This is a genomic window from Massilicoli timonensis (assembly GCF_900199515.1).
GTDB classification, from domain to species: domain Bacteria; phylum Bacillota_I; class Bacilli_A; order Erysipelotrichales; family Erysipelotrichaceae; genus Massilicoli; species Massilicoli timonensis.
Window position 1 is genome coordinate 1,421,063 of record NZ_LT963434.1, and the last position, 21,065, is coordinate 1,442,127.

At 38.7% G+C, this 21,065-nt stretch carries 15 protein-coding genes and 1 CRISPR repeat array; of the genes, 9 read left to right on the plus strand and 6 right to left on the minus strand.

From position 1 onward, the window contains the following. Positions 1-43: 43 nt before the first annotated feature. The 3 genes from mutL to C1712_RS09105 form a co-directional block, all read right to left on the minus strand. Positions 44-2,005, minus strand: coding sequence for a DNA mismatch repair endonuclease MutL (gene mutL, locus C1712_RS09095; RefSeq protein WP_102268612.1), 1,962 nt, complete (start codon positions 2,003-2,005; stop codon positions 44-46). Then, positions 2,005-4,545 (minus strand): DNA mismatch repair protein MutS, encoded by a 2,541-nt coding sequence (gene mutS / locus C1712_RS09100; protein WP_102268614.1) that lies wholly within the window; start codon positions 4,543-4,545, stop codon positions 2,005-2,007. The genes mutL and mutS overlap by 1 nt, the downstream gene beginning before the upstream one ends. A gap of 256 nt (positions 4,546-4,801) precedes the next feature. Continuing rightward, entirely contained in the window at positions 4,802-6,376 is a 1,575-nt protein-coding gene (locus C1712_RS09105) for a PTS sugar transporter subunit IIBC family protein (protein ID WP_102268616.1), read from the minus strand. Between the two features lie 156 nt (positions 6,377-6,532). On the opposite strand from C1712_RS09105, the gene C1712_RS09110 reads away from it, so the two are divergent. Then, the gene (locus C1712_RS09110) at positions 6,533-6,997 is read left to right on the plus strand and encodes an FtsW/RodA/SpoVE family cell cycle protein (RefSeq protein ID WP_102268618.1); all 465 of its coding nucleotides are present in this window, start codon (positions 6,533-6,535) and stop codon (positions 6,995-6,997) included. 173 nt (positions 6,998-7,170) lie between these two features. Here C1712_RS09110 and C1712_RS09115 read toward each other — a convergent pair whose 3' ends face one another. After that, positions 7,171-8,745 (minus strand): PTS sugar transporter subunit IIBC family protein, encoded by a 1,575-nt coding sequence (locus C1712_RS09115; protein WP_102268616.1) that lies wholly within the window; start codon positions 8,743-8,745, stop codon positions 7,171-7,173. Between the two features lie 162 nt (positions 8,746-8,907). Here C1712_RS09115 and C1712_RS09120 point away from each other — a divergent pair, with 162 nt between their 5' ends. After that, on the plus strand, positions 8,908-10,119 hold the full coding sequence (locus tag C1712_RS09120; RefSeq protein ID WP_102268620.1) for an FtsW/RodA/SpoVE family cell cycle protein: 1,212 nt from the start codon (positions 8,908-8,910) through the stop codon (positions 10,117-10,119). Between the two features lie 327 nt (positions 10,120-10,446). On the opposite strand, the gene C1712_RS09125 is transcribed toward C1712_RS09120, so the two are convergent. Both C1712_RS09125 and C1712_RS09130 read right to left on the minus strand, forming a co-directional pair. Then, positions 10,447-11,520: a PDDEXK nuclease domain-containing protein gene (locus C1712_RS09125; RefSeq protein ID WP_102269838.1), complete on the minus strand. Its 1,074-nt coding sequence runs from the start codon at positions 11,518-11,520 to the stop codon at positions 10,447-10,449. A 466-nt stretch (positions 11,521-11,986) separates the two neighbouring features. Then, positions 11,987-12,970, minus strand: a complete 984-nt coding sequence (locus C1712_RS09130) for a helix-turn-helix transcriptional regulator (RefSeq protein ID WP_180963111.1) — start codon at positions 12,968-12,970, stop codon at positions 11,987-11,989. Between the two features lie 102 nt (positions 12,971-13,072). On the opposite strand from C1712_RS09130, the gene C1712_RS09135 reads away from it, so the two are divergent. The 7 genes from C1712_RS09135 to C1712_RS09160 all read left to right on the plus strand — a co-directional run bounded on the left by C1712_RS09135 (position 13,073) and on the right by C1712_RS09160 (position 19,870). Then, positions 13,073-13,372, plus strand: coding sequence for an HIRAN domain-containing protein (locus tag C1712_RS09135; protein WP_102268624.1), 300 nt, complete (start codon positions 13,073-13,075; stop codon positions 13,370-13,372). A gap of 1 nt (position 13,373) precedes the next feature. Further along, entirely contained in the window at positions 13,374-14,063 is a 690-nt protein-coding gene (locus tag C1712_RS09140; RefSeq protein WP_102268626.1) for a hypothetical protein, read from the plus strand. An 18-nt stretch (positions 14,064-14,081) separates the two neighbouring features. Beyond that, the gene (locus C1712_RS12725) at positions 14,082-14,258 is read left to right on the plus strand and encodes a hypothetical protein (RefSeq protein WP_180963112.1); all 177 of its coding nucleotides are present in this window, start codon (positions 14,082-14,084) and stop codon (positions 14,256-14,258) included. 129 nt (positions 14,259-14,387) lie between these two features. Beyond that, complete coding sequence (gene cas9, locus C1712_RS09145; RefSeq protein WP_102268628.1) at positions 14,388-17,666, plus strand: type II CRISPR RNA-guided endonuclease Cas9; 3,279 nt, start codon at positions 14,388-14,390, stop codon at positions 17,664-17,666. A 128-nt stretch (positions 17,667-17,794) separates the two neighbouring features. Then, positions 17,795-18,697: a type II CRISPR-associated endonuclease Cas1 gene (cas1, locus tag C1712_RS09150; protein WP_102268630.1), complete on the plus strand. Its 903-nt coding sequence runs from the start codon at positions 17,795-17,797 to the stop codon at positions 18,695-18,697. Positions 18,698-18,701: 4 nt separating this feature from the next. After that, positions 18,702-19,010, plus strand: a complete 309-nt coding sequence (gene cas2, locus C1712_RS09155; RefSeq protein ID WP_245858115.1) for a CRISPR-associated endonuclease Cas2 — start codon at positions 18,702-18,704, stop codon at positions 19,008-19,010. Further along, the gene (locus C1712_RS09160; RefSeq protein ID WP_102268634.1) at positions 19,007-19,870 is read left to right on the plus strand and encodes a hypothetical protein; all 864 of its coding nucleotides are present in this window, start codon (positions 19,007-19,009) and stop codon (positions 19,868-19,870) included. The genes cas2 and C1712_RS09160 overlap by 4 nt, the downstream gene beginning before the upstream one ends. A 40-nt stretch (positions 19,871-19,910) precedes the next feature. Beyond that, a CRISPR array of direct repeats spans positions 19,911-21,000; the repeat unit is 35 nt; unit sequence GTTTTGTTACCATATGGATTTTTGCTAGACTTAGA. The last annotated feature ends 65 nt before the right edge of the window (positions 21,001-21,065 follow it).

The window sequence follows — 21,065 nt, forward strand, 5'->3', positions numbered from 1 at the left end:
AGGGTGAGCTGGATGAAACTGTTGAATCGTTCCTTTTTAAGGATCATAAAATACGCTTAAAGTCTTTTTCCAATTCTTTTTCACTCATGATGATCATGGTAGGTCTGCCATGTGGACAGTGGTAAGGCTGTTTGCAGGAAGCCAGATCGGCGATGACCTGTTTCATCTCATTTGTGGTCAAAGGACGATGAAAGCGGATCGAGGAATGGCAGGCAAGTGAAGCGATGGCGCCCTTGCGCAGTTGTTCGATGCTGATCGTTTCCTCTTTTATAAATAAATCTACCATATCTTGTAAATACTGCTTTTCTTCAACATCATGAAGCCATACCGGCAGTTCGCGGCACACAAGCGTATGATTGCCGAATAGTTCAAAGCGGATCCCCAGCGCTGCCAGTTTTTCGTTCAACTGTTCCAGTGCGGATACTACTTGGAGCGGCACTTCTAATGTAATAGGAATCAACAAAGGCTGTACCTCTGTTTTTCCGGCATAGATCATTTCCGAAAACTGTTCATAATGAAAACGCTCTGCCGCGGCATGCTGATCAATGATATAAAGTCCTGCCTCTCCTTGGGCGATGATATAGCAGTTATGAAATTGGCCGATGACTTGCAGCTGTGGAAAGGCGCTTGGTTTGTTTGCGCTGCTTTCTGCTTTCGATCCTTCATCAGAGGTGCTTTGTATTTGTTTCAAAGCAGGAGGATCACAAGCATCTTTTCGCTGATCATCAGATGCATGCTGACTTTCTTTTTCAGGTTCAGGCAAGGCGTCTGACGCAAAAGAAGGAAGCGGTGCCGGTGCATGTTCCGGCTCACTTGTATAAGGAACGTCCGGTTCTTGTATTTGGGTGGAAGAAAGTAAATCTTCCAAAGTCATCGTTTTTACCTCTAACGGTGGTTTTTGAAAGCTTTGATTGATGCTTTCATGCACCCGTGTATTTTCCGGTGCGTTTGTATAAGTAAAATCAAACTGCTGTGCTTGGATCGTTTCTTTTTCCCGGCGCGGTTTTGCTTCCGGTACGCTGATCTGTGTTTCCAATGCCTGTTTGACGGTATCGAACAAAAGGCGTTCTAATTGTTTTTCTTTTGAAAGACGAATTTCCCATTTAGAAGGATGCACATTGACATCGACTAACTGCGCGTCCATCGAGACATTGACGACGGTGATCGGATAGCGATCTTTTGGCAGATAAGGTGCATATGCATCGGCAACCGCTTTTTGTAAGCGGTAGGAGCGTACCATTCTGCCGTTGATGAACAGCAGCATATAATATTTAGTAGCACGGTTATACTGAGGCTGCACAGCGTAGCCTGCAATCGTATAATCCTGATCTTTTCCCTGTAAGGAAATGGCGCTTTTCGCCACTTCGCGTCCATAGATCTGCATGATGACTTCCCGCAAAGATCCGCTGCCGCTGCTTCGAAAGGTAAGTTTTCCATCATGATGTAAGGTAAAGGCGATTTCCGGATGGGAAAGGGCGAATTTCTGCACGACATCACTGATCAAGGAAAATTCATATTGCGGTGTTTTTAAGTGCTTGAAACGAGCAGGTGTTTTCTGGAATAAGTTTTTGACTTCAATGGAAGTGCCGCGCGGTGTGCCGATCGGCGATGCATGGTCGAGCTTACCGTATTTGATCTCTACTTCGGTTCCTTCTTTTCCATCATTGGTTCGCAAACGCACATGAGAAACAGAAGCGATGGAGGGCAGTGCTTCCCCACGAAAGCCCATCGTATGAATGTTCCAAAGGTCATTGCTTTCTTTGATCTTGCTTGTGGCATGGCGTTCAAATGCAAGCAGAGCGTCCTGTGCATCCATGCCGGTGCCGTTATCGACCACACTTAAAGACAGGATGCCGCCCTGCTCGGCGGAGATACTGATCTGAGTCGCTTTCGCATCTATGCTGTTTTCAACTAATTCTTTGATGATGCCGGAAGGACGTTCTACTACTTCACCGGCAGCGATCATATTGCTTAACTGTTCGCTGAGGCGATTGATGATACCCATTATGCTTCACCGCCTTTCTTTAACAGTTCCTGTAGTTCCACGATAAACTGCATTGCCTGCATTGGCGTCATTTGATTGACATCAACGGCTTCTAAGCGATCATGCAGCTGTTTTTCCTGCAAAGAAGGCTTTTCAATATAGATCGGTGCGTTGATGGTCGCGGAGTGTTCTTGTATTTCGTAAGATTCTAGCAGCCGTTTCGCACGCTCGATCACGCCTTCCGGCAGTTTAGCCAAACGTGCGACATTGATGCCGTAAGATTTATCTGCTTTGCCTTCATTGACCCGATATAAGAAGGTAACGTGTTCATCTTCTTCGTGTACTTCGACATGAACATTGCGAATGCCCGTTTCCTGCTGCGCAAGCGCCGTCAGTTCATGATAATGAGTGGAAAACAATGTCTTGGCATGAATCTGATGACAGATATATTCGATCATTGCCTGTGCTAACGCCATGCCATCATAAGTAGAGGTACCGCGTCCGATCTCATCAAATAAGATCAGCGAATGCGGTGTTGCGTTTTGTAATGCATGATTGGCTTCGATCATTTCTACCATAAAAGTAGATTCGCCGCTCATGATATCATCACTGGCACCGATCCTGGTAAATATTTTGTCGAATAAAGGCAGGTGCGCTTTTTGTGCAGGAACGAAGCAGCCGATCTGCGCCATGATTGCAATACATGCCATCTGCCGCATATAGGTCGATTTACCGCCCATATTCGGTCCGGTGATCATTAACACATTGCAGTCTTCTTCCATTTTCAGATCATTGGAAACATACCGCTTTTGTTTCATCGCTTTTTCTAGGATCGGGTGCCTTGCTTCTTCTAGGTCAATGGCGCTGCCTTCATGAAAAATCGGTCTTACATAGCCGTTTTCAGAGGAGATCACTGCCAGTGCATATAACACATCCATCGTTGCCAATGCGGCTGCAAGCTGATGCAGTTTTGGCAAATAGGCTCTTGTGCGTTCCAGCAGCTCTAAGAACAAGCGCTGTTCCAAACGTACACTTTTTTCCTGTGCATGTACGATCGCATCTTCGCGTTCTTTCAATTCTTCGGTCACAAAACGTTCACAGTTGGTAAGCGTTTGTTTGCGTACATAGCCAAAGCTTTCCTTTACCTGATCTAAATTGGCTTTGGTTACTTCGATATAGTAGCCGTAAATGCGGTTATAGCCGATCTTTAATGATTTGATACCGGTACGTTCGCGCTCCTTTGCCTCCAGTTCTAAGATCCAGTCTTTTCCGGATACGGCGATCTTGCGCACTTCATCTAATTCCGTATCATAGCCGGTAACGAAGATACCGCCGTCTTTGATGCTGATCGGCGCATCTTCCACGATCGCTCCATCCAGCAGTTTCAATAATTCTTCACAGGCATCGACTTGCTGAAATGCTTGATAAGCATCACATCCCGCAAATAAAGCGATGATCTGCGGCGCCGCTTTTAAGGTCTTGATGATTTGTAAAAGATTGCGTGGATTGGCACTGCCATAGGCAACTCTCGCGCATAAACGCTCTAAGTCATAGACCTGCTTCATCTGCTCTCTTAATTCATCCTTGGTAATGAAGTTTTCATTAAGAAAAGCAATGCCGTCTAATCGGCGATTGATTTCCTGCACATCTAACAGCGGATACTCGATCCATTTGCGAAGCAGACGCGATCCCATTGCACTTTGACAGTGATCTAAGAAAGACCACAATGTCTGTGAACGGGAATTGCTGCGCAATGTCTGGGTCAATTCCAGATTGGCCTTTGTCGCAAAATCCATCTGTACATAATCGTCCTCTTTTACCAGTTCTACGCTCATCAAATGGGAAACGTTGCGTTTTTGCGTATCTTCTAAATAATTGGTCAAGGTAATGAACGCCTTGGTGATCCGTTCATCGTTAAGTGCAGCCAACAGATGCTGATAAGCCGGGTTCAGTTCTTCATTCTCCATATGGGAAATGGTGATCATCTGCAGATCGGCAATCCGTTTCTCCACTTTCTTATCGAAGTGCTTTGGCAGTACGACCTCTTTGACACCATTGCCTAAAAGCACCTTTTGGATGGAAGCTGCCTGTTTGTCAATGATCTGTGCCCGCATTTCACCGGTCGTCATTTCACAAAGCACGACAGCCAGACCATATTGAAAATCATACATGCCGGCAATCGTAACCGTTGCTTTGGCATCATTGATTTCATCCATGATCGTTCCCGGAGTAACGATCTTGATTACATCGCGCTTGACGATACCTTTGGCATCTGCCGGATTTTCCATCTGTTCGACAATGGCGACCTTATAACCTTTTTGTACCAGACGCTGAATGTAGCCGCTTGCGGCATGATGAGGAATCCCACACATCGGCACTTTTTCCACGCCGCCGTTTCTTGCGGTCAGCACCAGATCTAACTGTGCTGATGCAATCTGTGCATCTTCAAAAAACATCTCATAAAAATCGCCGAGACGATAAAAGACGATCGCATCGCTCAATTTATTTTTTACTTCCAAATATTGTTTGATCATAGGGGTATATTGTTCTATATTACGCATCTTTTGCACTTCCGTTTCTATTTCTTCTTTGCCTGTTTCTGTTGATTTGACAGACGTTTTCTTTTTTAACTTCTATATTATAACAAATTTCCTCTTTTTTTATAATCTTTCTGTTTTTTATATGTGGAAAGTGTAACTTATCTAATAAAAAAGAATCCGAAGAGCTTATCCGCTGTCAGATCGAATGACAACAAAGCTATCCCCGAATTCTTTATCCTATGTATATGGATAGGATGATCGAAAGAAAACACGGCTTCTAATGAACGGCGGCATTTTCTTCTATCGTTTGCATAGACGCATGCTCTTTTTCTTCCATTTGCTTGATCATTTCCCGTGCGATGATCGTCGAACAGTTGCCTAAACGCAATAAATATCCATCTTTTGATTCTAGGATGACATAAGCACCGGCCGCTTTTAATTCATCGAAATCAACTAAGCTGCGATCTTTCAAAGCCACGGTCATTTTATCCGGCGTATGATCGACGCTGATCAAGTTGTCGATGCCTCCCAGTCCGCGTATGACGGTATCGCTGTACTGTGCGACATTTCCCATATTGAATAAACCCACAGCAAGTTTGTTGAAGTAAAAGCGGGTCAGGAAAAAGAAAGCCACTGCGGCAACTAAACCGACGATCAGCAAGGCGATGACAGAATCATACAGATCCGGCAGACGAATATATTGCAGCAGGTCTAAACTGCTTCCCGGATTGGCATAAAGCAGGTCATCTTGGAAGAAATAGCCGATCTGCACATGCAGCAAGGAAAAAGTCGCATACAGGATGCCGACGATCAATAGATACGCCACATATAGAAGCGGCGATAAGATCAGCATGACGAATTCCATCGGCAGCGCATTTCCGCAAACAATCGTCAGTGCGATCGCCAAAATGATAAACGGCAAGTAACGCAGTTTATCTTTGCGGCTGCTGACCAAGGAATAGTAGCCAAGGATAAAAGCAGGCATCAAAAATAAATTGATCACATAATAAGGGGTAATGAACTTACCGACCGTTGCCGGCAGCTTCGCTGTCATTTCATAAGTCCAGACGCTGACATCTCCCATATATTTTACACCGGCAGAATCTAAATAAGTGCCACCCCATTCACCAAACCAGAAGATGCTGCGAGAAATATTCTGCATGCCCGATACCGCACCGAAGCGATCGATCACACCATAATAAAACAGATTCATCGGATTGGAGGTGTCTGACGCAATCAGTTCAAAGCATATTTCCATCAGATCAATTACATATGGCCAAACAAAGCCGACCAGTACCGCACTGCCTGCACATAACAGCAAGGCAATGACCATGGAATACGTATCATGATCCAAAAAGCCGAACATACCTTCCATTAGATGACTGCGTGATTTATGATAGGAATAGGAAACGATCCAATAAACGATAAATAACGGCAGGATCCCCATGCGATAAGGAGCGAAAAAGGTCGTTACATCGTCAATGGTCTCTGTGATTCCAATTCCCAGAATGCTCTCATAGTAATATGCCGGATCACCGCTTTCCGCGATAAACATGACGACGATCAAGAAAATAAAATATCCGGCAATACCGACAATGATCGGCACATTGGATGCGAATTTTCGGGATAAGATCTTAATGAACATGAAAAAGGGAATCAGTTGAATGGTAAATCCGCCAATATACTTTAACAGTTCCGCAAAAAGGAGCAGGTTTTCATTTTCTACATGCCACAGAATATCGGCAATCACAGGATTTGTGATCGCGGAACCGATCCCCAGCAACAGCGTCGCAAAAAACAACAGTTTGATCGGAAATTGCACATGTCCAAGCAGGGAATGCCATCTCGACACATCATCACCTCATTTCTTGTTTATTATACTATGAAATCCTTACTTGATTCAAATAGAAATCGTTTTCCCTGCAGCCTCCGGTAAAATTCATGCAATTCTTTTGAAAATAATCAGGAGAATACATGTTATAATAGATAACAGTGAAAAGAAAGGAGAATGTGTTTGGAAAAACCTCTTGCGCGTGTAAAGGTACCGAAGCGTTATGATTATTTATTGATCATAGCAGTGGTTTTAATGGGGATGACTTCACTGTTAGCCATTTATTCTGCTTTTCCGCTGCTGAATGCAGATGTTTCGGGGACAAGGCTCATCATACAACAGTCGATGTGGTTTGTGATCGGTTGTGTGGTAGCGGCGATCATTCTTTATCTTGGCAATGACAATTTATTTGAACTGGCGAAACTTGGCTATTATATCCTTCTGGGTATGCTGGCTGTTTTGTTCGTAGGCAAGCTGACCAATGCTTATCTTGGGTTTAATCTGCCTTTTATCACGCCTGTCAATGGAGCAGTTTCGTGGTTTCAATTTCCTTTCGGCAGTTTTCAGCCAAGCGAGTTTATGAAAGTGATGTTGATCATCATTACGGCAGGGGTCATTGACGAGCATAATCANGTATTATAACAAATTTCCTCTTTTTTTATAATCTTTCTGTTTTTTATATGTGGAAAGTGTAACTTATCTAATAAAAAAGAATCCGAAGAGCTTATCCGCTGTCAGATCGAATGACAACAAAGCTATCCCCGAATTCTTTATCCTATGTATATGGATAGGATGATCGAAAGAAAACACGGCTTCTAATGAACGGCGGCATTTTCTTCTATCGTTTGCATAGACGCATGCTCTTTTTCTTCCATTTGCTTGATCATTTCCCGTGCGATGATCGTCGAACAGTTGCCTAAACGCAATAAATATCCATCTTTTGATTCTAGGATGACATAAGCACCGGCCGCTTTTAATTCATCGAAATCAACTAAGCTGCGATCTTTCAAAGCCACGGTCATTTTATCCGGCGTATGATCGACGCTGATCAAGTTGTCGATGCCTCCCAGTCCGCGTATGACGGTATCGCTGTACTGTGCGACATTTCCCATATTGAATAAACCCACAGCAAGTTTGTTGAAGTAAAAGCGGGTCAGGAAAAAGAAAGCCACTGCGGCAACTAAACCGACGATCAGCAAGGCGATGACAGAATCATACAGATCCGGCAGACGAATATATTGCAGCAGGTCTAAACTGCTTCCCGGATTGGCATAAAGCAGGTCATCTTGGAAGAAATAGCCGATCTGCACATGCAGCAAGGAAAAAGTCGCATACAGGATGCCGACGATCAATAGATACGCCACATATAGAAGCGGCGATAAGATCAGCATGACGAATTCCATCGGCAGCGCATTTCCGCAAACAATCGTCAGTGCGATCGCCAAAATGATAAACGGCAAGTAACGCAGTTTATCTTTGCGGCTGCTGACCAAGGAATAGTAGCCAAGGATAAAAGCAGGCATCAAAAATAAATTGATCACATAATAAGGGGTAATGAACTTACCGACCGTTGCCGGCAGCTTCGCTGTCATTTCATAAGTCCAGACGCTGACATCTCCCATATATTTTACACCGGCAGAATCTAAATAAGTGCCACCCCATTCACCAAACCAGAAGATGCTGCGAGAAATATTCTGCATGCCCGATACCGCACCGAAGCGATCGATCACACCATAATAAAACAGATTCATCGGATTGGAGGTGTCTGACGCAATCAGTTCAAAGCATATTTCCATCAGATCAATTACATATGGCCAAACAAAGCCGACCAGTACCGCACTGCCTGCACATAACAGCAAGGCAATGACCATGGAATACGTATCATGATCCAAAAAGCCGAACATACCTTCCATTAGATGACTGCGTGATTTATGATAGGAATAGGAAACGATCCAATAAACGATAAATAACGGCAGGATCCCCATGCGATAAGGAGCGAAAAAGGTCGTTACATCGTCAATGGTCTCTGTGATTCCAATTCCCAGAATGCTCTCATAGTAATATGCCGGATCACCGCTTTCCGCGATAAACATGACGACGATCAAGAAAATAAAATATCCGGCAATACCGACAATGATCGGCACATTGGATGCGAATTTTCGGGATAAGATCTTAATGAACATGAAAAAGGGAATCAGTTGAATGGTAAATCCGCCAATATACTTTAACAGTTCCGCAAAAAGGAGCAGGTTTTCATTTTCTACATGCCACAGAATATCGGCAATCACAGGATTTGTGATCGCGGAACCGATCCCCAGCAACAGCGTCGCAAAAAACAACAGTTTGATCGGAAATTGCACATGTCCAAGCAGGGAATGCCATCTCGACACATCATCACCTCATTTCTTGTTTATTATACTATGAAATCCTTACTTGATTCAAATAGAAATCGTTTTCCCTGCAGCCTCCGGTAAAATTCATGCAATTCTTTTGAAAATAATCAGGAGAATACATGTTATAATAGATAACAGTGAAAAGAAAGGAGAATGTGTTTGGAAAAACCTCTTGCGCGTGTAAAGGTACCGAAGCGTTATGATTATTTATTGATCATAGCAGTGGTTTTAATGGGGATGACTTCACTGTTAGCCATTTATTCTGCTTTTCCGCTGCTGAATGCAGATGTTTCGGGGACAAGGCTCATCATACAACAGTCGATGTGGTTTGTGATCGGTTGTGTGGTAGCGGCGATCATTCTTTATCTTGGCAATGACAATTTATTTGAACTGGCGAAACTTGGCTATTATATCCTTCTGGGTATGCTGGCTGTTTTGTTCGTAGGCAAGCTGACCAATGCTTATCTTGGGTTTAATCTGCCTTTTATCACGCCTGTCAATGGAGCAGTTTCGTGGTTTCAATTTCCTTTCGGCAGTTTTCAGCCAAGCGAGTTTATGAAAGTGATGTTGATCATCATTACGGCAGGGGTCATTGACGAGCATAATCAAAATAAGGAATTTCATTCTTTTCAAAGTGATATACAACTTTTTATCAAGATCATTAAATGGCTGGCGGCACCGGCTGTCCTGATCTTTATTCAGCCGGATACAGGTATTTTGTTGGTGATCTTGATTGCGTTGGCGATGATGATCGCGTGCTGTGGCATTCGCAGGGAATGGCTGTTTTTAGCAGGGGGATTGCTTGTGGCGGTGCTGGCGGTGTTCTTCTATCTGTACTATAATCACTTTTCGCTGTTATCTGATCTGTTCGGTGATCCTTATAAGCTGCGCCGTTTTGTCGGCTGGCTGGATACGGAAAATAATAAGATCGGCGCGGGGCAGCAGTTATATACGGCGCTTTTGGCACTTGGATCTGCCGGGATCACGGGACATGGCATGCAGTCGGAGGTTGTGAGTTTGTTGGAACCGCAGACGGATTTTATCTTTGCGGTGTTCGGGCAGGATTTCGGACTGATCGGCGCGCTGTTTATCGTCGGTTTATGTCTGTTTCTGGATTATCGGCTGTACCGGATCTTGATCATGAGCGATCAGCAGTTTGACAAGTTGATCATTTGCGGTACACTGGGAATGCTGCTGTATCAGCAGATTCAAAATATCGGCATGGTAATCGGATTATTGCCGATTACCGGGATCACGCTTCCTTTTATTTCGTATGGCGGTTCATCGTTATTGTCTTACTTTATCATCATCGGGGTGGTTTTGAATACGAGTGCGAAGAACACGAATGTAAGGAAAGGGTTTTTCTTATAGTCCGATAGTGTTGGATCATGGGAATGGTTGGTTATAAGGAATCGATCATAACAGTTAAAAATGGAAAAGGGCCGTCATAAAAGACAAGATTACTTGACTATAAGATGGCTCTTTTTGTTTGTATCATGTGCGCATGCAGTTTCCTGTTCAATGATCCATAGAGATAATAAATGTTTTATCGCACAATTACTTGATGAAAGGCTGGCTGCCTTGCTTATGATGAATGACAAGTAGTTGCGTTTATTTCAAACGGTCATGCTATTTGATATGCTCTTATAAAGATAACGAATCATCATGTGTCGATTGCGTACAATTCGTCTTTTCTGTTTATTTGTGATGGTGCTGTAATTTGAATATTGTTTTTTGTGCCTCGATTTCTGCTCGTAATTCTTTATCAGTCGGCAAGTAGAGTTTATATTTGCTTGTAAACAACTGCTCGTTTCCTTTCAAAACCGAATACCGAGCAATATCTTCATCTGTATCGGTACAAAGAATGATTCCGATCGTCGGATTATCTCCCTCTGTGCGTTTCGATTCATCATACATTCTTACATACATGTCCATCTGTCCTACATCTTGATGTGTTACTTTTTCTGTTTTCAAATCAATTAGGACAAAACATTTCAGATAGTAATTATAGAAAACCAGATCAATAAAGTAATCCTGTTTCTCAGTATGAATATGTTGTTGCCTAGCAACAAAAGCATATCCTTTGCCGAGTTCTATCAAAAATTTTTGAATATTGGAAATAATGCTTTTTTCAAGATCTGTTTCTGTAAAATCAGTGTTTTGAGATAAGCCCAGAAATTCTGCTATTACTGGATTTTTGATGAATTCTAGTTTGTCATATTGATAATTTGAAGTTATTTGTTCCATCTCTTCAATCACTGCTTCTTTCGCTTGTGATTGAAGCAGACGATAATAGTATTGTGATGAAATATTACGTTGTAAGGTTCTAACATTCCATGTTTGTTCAACTGCTTCGTTCTCATACCAGTTGCGTGCTTTATCATCTTTTACCTGTAGTAGAGTACGAAAATGAGACCAACTTAGTAATGCTCCAGATTTTCCACACAGCGTGTGGAAAATGTTCGGGTACATTTTATAGAAAGAGTAAAAACTATAAAGATTTGTTTTTGTATATCCTTTGCCATACTGTTCTGTAAGTTTTTTTGATAATTTCCTTATAAGTGTTGCTCCATATTCAGCACGATCTTCACCTTTCAGTTCTTCTTCAGCAATTCGTTGACCAATCAACCAATTACGATATACCAAAGCAACATTAACAGCCTGATATGCGCTTTTTTGAGATGTATCAATAATGTATCTCAGATCTGAAATAATATCATCTGTCTTTTGCACTTTAATCAACTGACTAAAATCTATCAAATGATGATTCATCATGTTCACCCTTTCTTTTTCACATCAGTTATCTTTTGTTCCTATTTAAGCCATTGATTTTTATTCTTATATTCCTTGAACTATTTAATTGAATTGTATGATACGATCAGCAGACACTTGTAAATCGCTCAGATTTATCCAGTCCCCCTTTCATCTTTTATTGCTCCATAATACATATGTCAAAACAGTCAGAAAGCGTGTTTGTGTTATGGAATCATGCTGTATTCGCTATATCAAAACGATGATGATTTCTAATAACAGATAACGGTTCACAATTTATGAGTATGAGATGGCAACAGATGCAAATTATTCTAATGAGTTTTAAGAATATTGATTAAATCAAGTGATGAAGATACGACATCCTCAATATAAAATAAGTGCAAAAAAACTTGTAAATCCTATAGAAGATTCACTAAAACTGTAATTAAGCCGATAATTGAAAGATTGCAGACGCAACAGGTATTCTTTAAGAAACCTGATACTTTTTCATATTTGATGCAAGGATCTCTTTTATTTCTTCCCTAATATCAGTCGGTTCTAAAAGTTCACAATATTTCAGGTATTGTAAGGCAAAGTAAATGATACCTTGTCGGGAAGCAGATACGCTTACGTCGAAATAAGGCTGATTGCGGTAAGGAATGATCATGATCTCATTGCCGAATAAATCGATCACATCGTCTAAAATAGAAAGATGACAGCGCAGGATGACTTTTTGGACGGCACCGCCAAACATAAACGGTTTTGTACTGGTATAGGTATAGGGGTCAAAATCACGTTTGATCGTGGTATCGACATCATGCTCCAGTAATTGAATCCGAGTAATTTTATCGACACGATAATGAATGATGGAATCTTTATGCCGCTTATGAGAACCAATCAGATAAGTATTTCCGTTTTCCGTTACGATATGAATCGGATATACGATATGAAGCTTTTGATCTTCACATTTCATTTTCTTATCTACGGTATAGTGCATATAGTAAAAGGTTACGGCACATTTTTTATCAATCGCATCCAAGATGACTTCGATATTCAAAAAGAAGGCTTTATTAGGCGATTTTTTTCGATTATGAATGACCTGTAAGTAGCGATACTCTTTTTGGAAGTAAATGCTTTGCGTTTCCATTAGCTTTTCTATGAGCTGTTTTGACTGTGAGGCGGGAATAAAATGGGCGCTGTGGATGGCGTTGATCAGTAGAAACACTTCGCTTTTTTCAAGCTGACGATCGACAAGATATTTTCCGTCGTTGATACATTTCGCATTTTTGATGTCAATGCCATAGTCCTGCAACGCTTGTATATGATGGTAAAGGGTACCGCGATTTATCTGGATTTGATACTGCATTTCCAAATGACGCAAGATCTGGGTGGAATTAAGCGGATGGGTTTCATCGCTGTACTGCTTCAAAACAGAATAGATATAAAATAATAAGACACGACTTTTTTCCATAGTGATCACCGCTTTCATTGTATCATATTTTTATGTTATGAGTGTTCAAAATTTTGTACAGCATTTGAAATATAATTAAAGTAAAGAAAGGAGAAGTGCATTATGAATGGAACGTTTATAACCATTACCGGCATGCAGTATTATTTTGGGAAGGAAGTATTTCGTGTAGATCAGATCGTAGTGCTGGAAAAGGAACGTGATAATGAGAATGATGATGAAGCAATCAGAGTGTGCAGCGATGCAGGTGTTACCTATGGATATGTGGCAAACAGCATTTATACAGTAGCAAGGGGAACAAAGAGTGCCGGCAGAATTTATGATCTGTTCAAACAGACGACACATGCTAAAATTTTATTTATTACAAGAGAAAGCATTATTGCACAGGTGCTGGTTGGGGAATGATATGGCGTTTATCAGAGAGTGGCTGATGAGGTGCTGTGAAGAGATACTGGTACGACTGTATGCGAAGGAGAGCGGATTTGCTTTTACGGTGGAAGCGGGCGATGTATACTGGTGTGAGATGCCGATTTCGAAACAACAGTTGTTACTGGTGCCGCCGGGGCATCGGGTTCGTCCTTTTGTGATCGTAGATAAATGTAAAGGTGGATTTTATGGATATACGTGTACTTCCGGTGATAAGAACTTAAAGCGGTTTTACTTTATTGACAAGAAGCAATATGGGATGAGAAAATCTTCATATGTGATGATCGATAAAAAAATAGAGATTCCTTATGGGAAGGTGCGAAGTTATTATTATCATTTGAAGGAAGAAGATTATCTTCAGATGCTCGCAATGACAAAGAGGGAGGAAACACTGTCTTTACCGGAGGAATTGGGGATCGGTTCGATCGTACAAAGTGAAAAAAGGCTTTTTTATATTTATCAGGTCAAAAAGCGTTATTTTTTGGCACATGAATTACTGTTGGAAAAGCCATTACATGGCGCTGCGCGGATCGTGGCTTGTAAGCAGGGGCGCTATTATATTGATTTTTTTAGCGAGAAGCGATTTAAGGTAGATGCGAAGTTGGAAAAGGTCATGCAGTTATCACGAAAGGACTGTAAAAAGCTAGAACAGGAGAAAAGTAGTCTATGAGAAGGAGGGCGCAGGACAATGAAAAAGAATGATCACGAATCATACGATGTGTCAGTTTGGATTGGGTGGATCTGTATCATTTTGTTCTATATTGCTATCCTTGCGGGAATTTTTGTCTTTGTGAAGTTATATTGGATGGAATGTTTATTGGGAGGGAGCATTTGTCTGTTGTTATGGATCCTGTATAAGAAATGAATGAGATGATATAAGATGTTTTATAGTAAGTGCAGGGGTTTAATTGGAAGCGGTTTCGTGTTATTCTTTTATCAGACAGGAAAGATTCATGCTTTTCCATAATAAATCATCAAAAAAGGAGGAAAGATTATGTCAAAATTAGTTTTGGGATTGGATATCGGTGTTTCATCGGTAGGATATGGAATTATTGATGTGGAGAACAGCAAAATCGTTGATTACGGTGTGCGTTTGTTTGAGGAAGGGAAAGCCTCAGAAAACGAAACAAGAAGGAAAAAAAGAGGCAGTAGACGATTAAATAGAAGGCGCAAGACCAGAAGAGATGATTTGGAGAAATTATTAAAACAATCAAATGTGATTGATGATCACTTCCAATATGTTGGAAATCCTTATGATTTGCGCATAAAAGGGTTGACAGAAAAATTAAATGGGAATGAATTGGCAACGGCACTTTTTCATATTTGTAAGCATCGTGGCAGCAGTATTGAAACAGTAGAAGAAAATGAAGCAAAGGCAAAAGAAATGGGAGCGACAAAAGAAGTTTTAGCTGAAAATAATCTTTTGTTAAAGCAAGGCCAGTATGTTTGTCAAATACAAAAACAGCGATTAGAGCAAGATGGTAAAATACATGGGCATCATAATAATTTCAGAACAAGTGACTACATAAAAGAATTAACGGCATTATTAGCACATCAAGATTTAAGTGAAGAAACAAAAGAAGAAATTATTAAAATCATCGCTAGGCGACGCAAGTATTATGAGGGTCCGGGAGGTATAAATTCACCTACTCCATATGGTAGATTTACTACCGCAGGACAGACAGAGCCGATTGACCTAATTGATAAAATGAGAGGGGACTGTAGTTTGTTTCCGGAAAAACTGCGCGCTCCTAAATTATCTTACAGTGCAGAATTATTTAATTTATTGAATGACTTGAATAATTTATCAATTCATGGAGAAAAGATTACATTAGAACAAAAGCAAGACATCTTAAAGTTCGTACATGAAAAAGGAAAAATCACACCGAAACAATTAGGAAAGAAATTAGAGATCGATCTAAATGATATTTCCGGATTCAGAATAAATAATAAGGGAGAGCCGCTTTTAAGCGAGTTAACCGGTTATAAGATCATCAAAGACATTTTCGTTAAAAATAGACTGCATATGTTAGTTGAGGAGTATTTTCTTTATGATGAAATTGCAGAGATATTAACAAAAGTAAAAGGGATGGCAGAACGTGCTGAAAAAATAATGGCATTAGATCAGCGAATCAGTGAAACGGCAACACAAGAATTGGCACAGCAGATAAAGTTTACAGCATATCATTCATTGTCTTTCGAAGCTCTTCGTATAATCAATGAAGAGATGTTGAAAACTGAAATGAATCAGATGGAAGTCATTGCACTATTTAATCTAAAACAAGAAAATCAAACTTCTGTTAAAGGAATGAAACATATTGTTGCCGATGATACAGCAATTCTCAGCCCGGTTGCTAAAAGAGCGCAGCGAGAAGCATTTAAGGTAGTTAATCGATTGAGAGAAATTTATGGGGAATTTGACAGTATCGTTGTGGAAACAACACGAGCTAAAAATACAGAAGACGAGAAGAAAATAATACGCGAACAGCAGAAATATTTTGAAGAAAGAAATCGAAAGGCGGAAGCGGCGGCAAACGGAGCAAGAGTAAATGATAAATTGAGAGAGAAACTAATTTTATATGAGGAGCAGCAAGGGAAGAGCGCATATTCATTGGAGCCAATCGATTTAAATCTCTTAATAAGTGACCCTAATGCCTATGAGGTGGATCATATTATCCCGCGTTCTATTTCATTAGATGATTCGATTACTAATAAAGTGCTTATAACACATAGTGAAAATCGGGATAAAAAAAATTTAACACCGATTATGGCATTCTTAAAAGGTGAATTTAGCAAAGGATCATTAGAAGAATACAAAAGTAATTGTATTGCGTTAAAGAAGGAGAATGCAAAAACAAATAAAGGCTATCGGAAAAAGGTAGAACAATATCTCTTATGTGAAAAGGATATTTATAAATATGATGTACAGAAAGCATTTATCAATCGGAATTTAGTGGATACAAGTTATGCAAGCCGAGTTGTTTTTAATACGCTTTCTAATTACTTCAAACAAAATGAAATAGGAACAAAAGTATTTACTGTTAAAGGCTCTTTAACTGGAATGCTTAGAAGAAAAATTAAATTGAAAAAAGACAGAAATTACTATGAGCATCATGCGATAGATGCATTACTTGTCGCTTCTATGCCTAAGATGCGTTTATTGAATACAATTTTCAGCCGTTATAAAATAGAAGATATCTATAATGATGAAACAGGTGAAGTATTTTCTACCGGTAATGATAACGATTATAAGGATGACCAGTATTTTGCTTTTATTGCGCATTTGAAAAACATCAAGGTAAAGAAGTTTTCTTATAAAGTGGATACTAAGGCTAATCGTCAAGTGGCAGATGATACCATTTACAGTACGAGACTAGTGGATGGGGTAGAAAAAACTGTGAAAAAATATAAGGATATTTATGATCCAAAATTTACGGCATTAGCAGAAAATATATTAAATGATACGTATAAAGAAAGATACTTAATGGCAGTACATGATCCGAACACGTTTGAAGAGATTGTTCAAATTGTGAAGTATTATTTTGAGGCATTGTCAAAAGATCCTAAATACTTTACTTTGAATGGAAAGGAAATAAAGATAAAGGGAATCAATCCGCTTGCTGCCTATAAAGAAGAACATGGGATGATAAAAAAGTCTTCAAAAAAAGGAAATGGTCCGTTAATTAAACAAATGAAATATTTTGACCGCGCTTTAGGAAGTCATATTGATATTTCACATAACTATAAAGTCAAAAATAAAAAAGTTGTTTTACAAAAGATTTCACCATATCGAGCAGATTTCTATTACTCGAAAGAAAAAGGATATAAGTTTGTAACAATCCGTTATTCCGATATAAAATGGATAGAGAAAAAACAGAAATATGTGATTTGTCCATTAAACAATAGAACTTATGAAGACTTATTACAGGCGAAAGGAATCGATGAGACCTTTTCATTTCAGTTTTCTATGCATCATGATGAATTGATCGCTATTACAAAAAAACCGGGAAAGCCATTAATTTATTTCGATGAAAAGTGGTACGAAGGTAACTTTAATGAACATGATGGCAGCACTCCTGAGATTTTGAAATTTACGGCAACAAATGATGATAAAGCCAATGTAATAGAAGTTAAGCCGCTTCATTGTATCTGCTCTAAACGGTTAAAGCCAACTATTGGTAGAGATATTGTAAAACTGGAGAAGTATGCAACTGATCCGGTCGGAAATTTATATAAAATCAAGAATCAGGTATTGAAATTAGAGTTTGACTAGGTTATAATGTAAATGATCATAGTCTAGCAAAAATCTATATGATCTAACAAAATAAGGGTTTATCCCGGAATCAAGGTTCGAGATTTTATGCTCGAGCCTTTTTCTTTACAAAAATCGGAGCAATTAGAATGGGGTTTCGAGTATTGTTTGTTGAAAACCAGCAGCATTTGCAATTATATTTAGATAATTTGAAAGTAGATACTGCGCAGGGAACGGTTTTATTTCCGATTAGCGATATTCAGATCCTAATTATTGATCAGTATAAATCTACATTAACAGTACCATTACTAAATAAATTAACGGAGAATCATGTTTGTATTGTGATTTGTGGAATAGATCATCTGCCGAAGAGTTACGTGCTTCCAATCAATGGTCATTTCGCACAGAGTGGAAATATCATGAAACAAATACAATGGAATGACTGTATAAAACAACAGTTACATCAGTACATTGTAAAAGCAAAAATACAGAATCAACTAGAAATATTAAAAACAAATCATTGCAATCAAGCAGTAATTGAAAAATTAACTGAGTTTAGAAAAACAGTAGAATTGGGAGATCAAACCAACAGAGAGGGGTTATCCGCAAAAATGTATTTCAGAGAAATGTTTGGTGATGAATTCATACGTTTTGACGACGATGTAATAAATGCCGGTTTGAATTATGGGTATAGTATCTTTCGCTCGTTAATTTCATCAATTATTGTAGGGAAAGGATATTTGCCGAATTTGGGAATATTTCATAAAGGCAAAACAAATATGTTCAATTTTAGTGATGATATAATAGAAGTCTTTAGACCAATCGTGGATCAATATGTTTATATGAACATGAAAGAAGAACTTTTGTTTAAGTCGAAACATCGAGAAGAGTTGATACAATTAGCTACTATGAAAATTGAAATGGACGGTAGACTTCAAACAGTATCCAATGCAATAGGAGAATATATTGAGTGCATTCTTAAGGTAATCGAATTAAATGATATTTCGTATTTTAAGTTTCCATTACCGTTTGTGCATAAATATGATCTATAACTTTATGAGATTGTTGTTATTTTTCGATTTACCAATGCACAATAAAAAAGAAATTAAAATATATACTCAATTTAGAAAGTATTTAATTCAAAATGGGTATTTGATGGTACAGTATTCTGTCTATTGCAAGTTATTCGCAAATCGAGAAGCTGCTGTAAAGCATGTTCAAATATTAAAAAGGAATATACCTGCTAAAGGAATAGTACATGTTATGCTTGTTACAGAAAAGCAATATGCAAGAATGGAAATTCTAATTGGTGGAAAATCAGTACAAGAAAAATTAGCAGGCAGTAAGGCTTTTGTAAAATTATGAATAGTGTAAAATTAGTAAAAGGGAATAAGCAGTATAAGTTTGCAATAGATCAATGTAAACTTATAATGGGAAATGATTATATAAGTAAGTTTTCATTTTTACAAATGCTTTATCAGCATGCGATGAATTTAACGATATCTGAATATGAAGAGGAAAGACAAGAAGAGATACAAATGTATGTGGATGAATCTATAGTAGATCGGCGCAAAGTTCGTTATTTCAAGATTGGCGACACATTTGAATTTCAAGAGGATTTCAAATTAACGACAAAATCACTGTTATTACAATATAGTGAGTGTTTGTTAAATCAGTCCCTACATAATGAAACAATTTCTACGATTCGCTATTTATTTCAATCATTGAGTGATTCTCTTAATATACAAGCAGAAATGTTCCATTTTAGATTTCATGAGATCGATGCTAAGCAGTTATCAAAATTGCTTAATGTAAGTATTGTTCAAGATGAATTAGAGAGCAATGTAATGAATCTATCATATGAGAATTACTATACTCTTCAATTGGCAGTGCTTTATGCGATTGAGCAAGAAAAGGTATTTCAGACAGAAGTGTATTGTATCGTAAAAATGGATGTTTTAACACCAAAGATATATCATCAATTAAAAAAGTTCAAACAGATTAAGTTCATAGTTATCTTGAACCGACATGAATGTAAGATAGATGTAAAAGACATTTATTATTTCAGTTATGGAAACATACTTGATTTTGCAAATGAAAACCAAATATATGATTTGTTTTCTTATAAGTTGTTTAGAATGGAGGATATTATGAATCGAATAGATCAATATTTTAATGATGGTAGTGGAACTGGAAACAATATTGTAGATTTAATAATGAAGTAATATACCCTTTTTTCAAAATATGTGATAAAATAATTTTGAGGTTTTGTTACCATATGGATTTTTGCTAGACTTAGACGCGTCTCCATAACGATTGAGATCTTTTTCAGTTTTGTTACCATATGGATTTTTGCTAGACTTAGACTAAGCGAATATGCTAAACTTGCGCAACAAGTTTTGTTACCATATGGATTTTTGCTAGACTTAGACATAATTTCTTCCATTTTTTTGCTCCTTTCTGTTTTGTTACCATATGGATTTTTGCTAGACTTAGACATCGGCTTTCCCTTCCCAGTCCAATACGCAGTTTTGTTACCATATGGATTTTTGCTAGACTTAGACCTTGAAAAACTATGCTCTTAATATGTTTGAGTTTTGTTACCATATGGATTTTTGCTAGACTTAGACATGCTAAACGCAACTGATTGATTGTAGCTAGTTTTGTTACCATATGGATTTTTGCTAGACTTAGACACATCAGGAATATAGACGGTATAGGTGTTAGTTTTGTTACCATATGGATTTTTGCTAGACTTAGACATAATTTCTTCCATTTTTTTGCTCCTTTCTGTTTTGTTACCATATGGATTTTTGCTAGACTTAGACATCGGCTTTCCCTTCCCAGTCCAATACGCAGTTTTGTTACCATATGGATTTTTGCTAGACTTAGATTTTGAAAAACTATGCTCTTAATATGTTTGAGTTTTGTTACCATATGGATTTTTGCTAGACTTAGACATGCTAAACGCAACTGATTGATTGTAGCTAGTTTTGTTACCATATGGATTTTTGCTAGACTTAGACACATCAGGAATATAGACGGTATAGGTGTTAGTTTTGTTACCATATGGATTTTTGCTAGACTTAGACATAATTTCTTCCATTTTTTTGCTCCTTTCTGTTTTGTTACCATATGGATTTTTGCTAGACTTAGACATCGGCTTTCCCTTCCCAGTCCAATACGCAGTTTTGTTACCATATGGATTTTTGCTAGACTTAGATGTAAGTTTTTAATATCATTTAATTTCTGCCAGTTTTGTTACCATATGGATTTTTGCTAGACTTAGACTTGTGTTCTTCAAAAAATCGATCTGATCGGTTTTGTTACCATATGGATTTTTGCTAGACTTAGATCAGAAGCATTAAAACACATGATGCAAGAGCGTTTTGTTACCATATGGATTTTGCTAGACTTAAA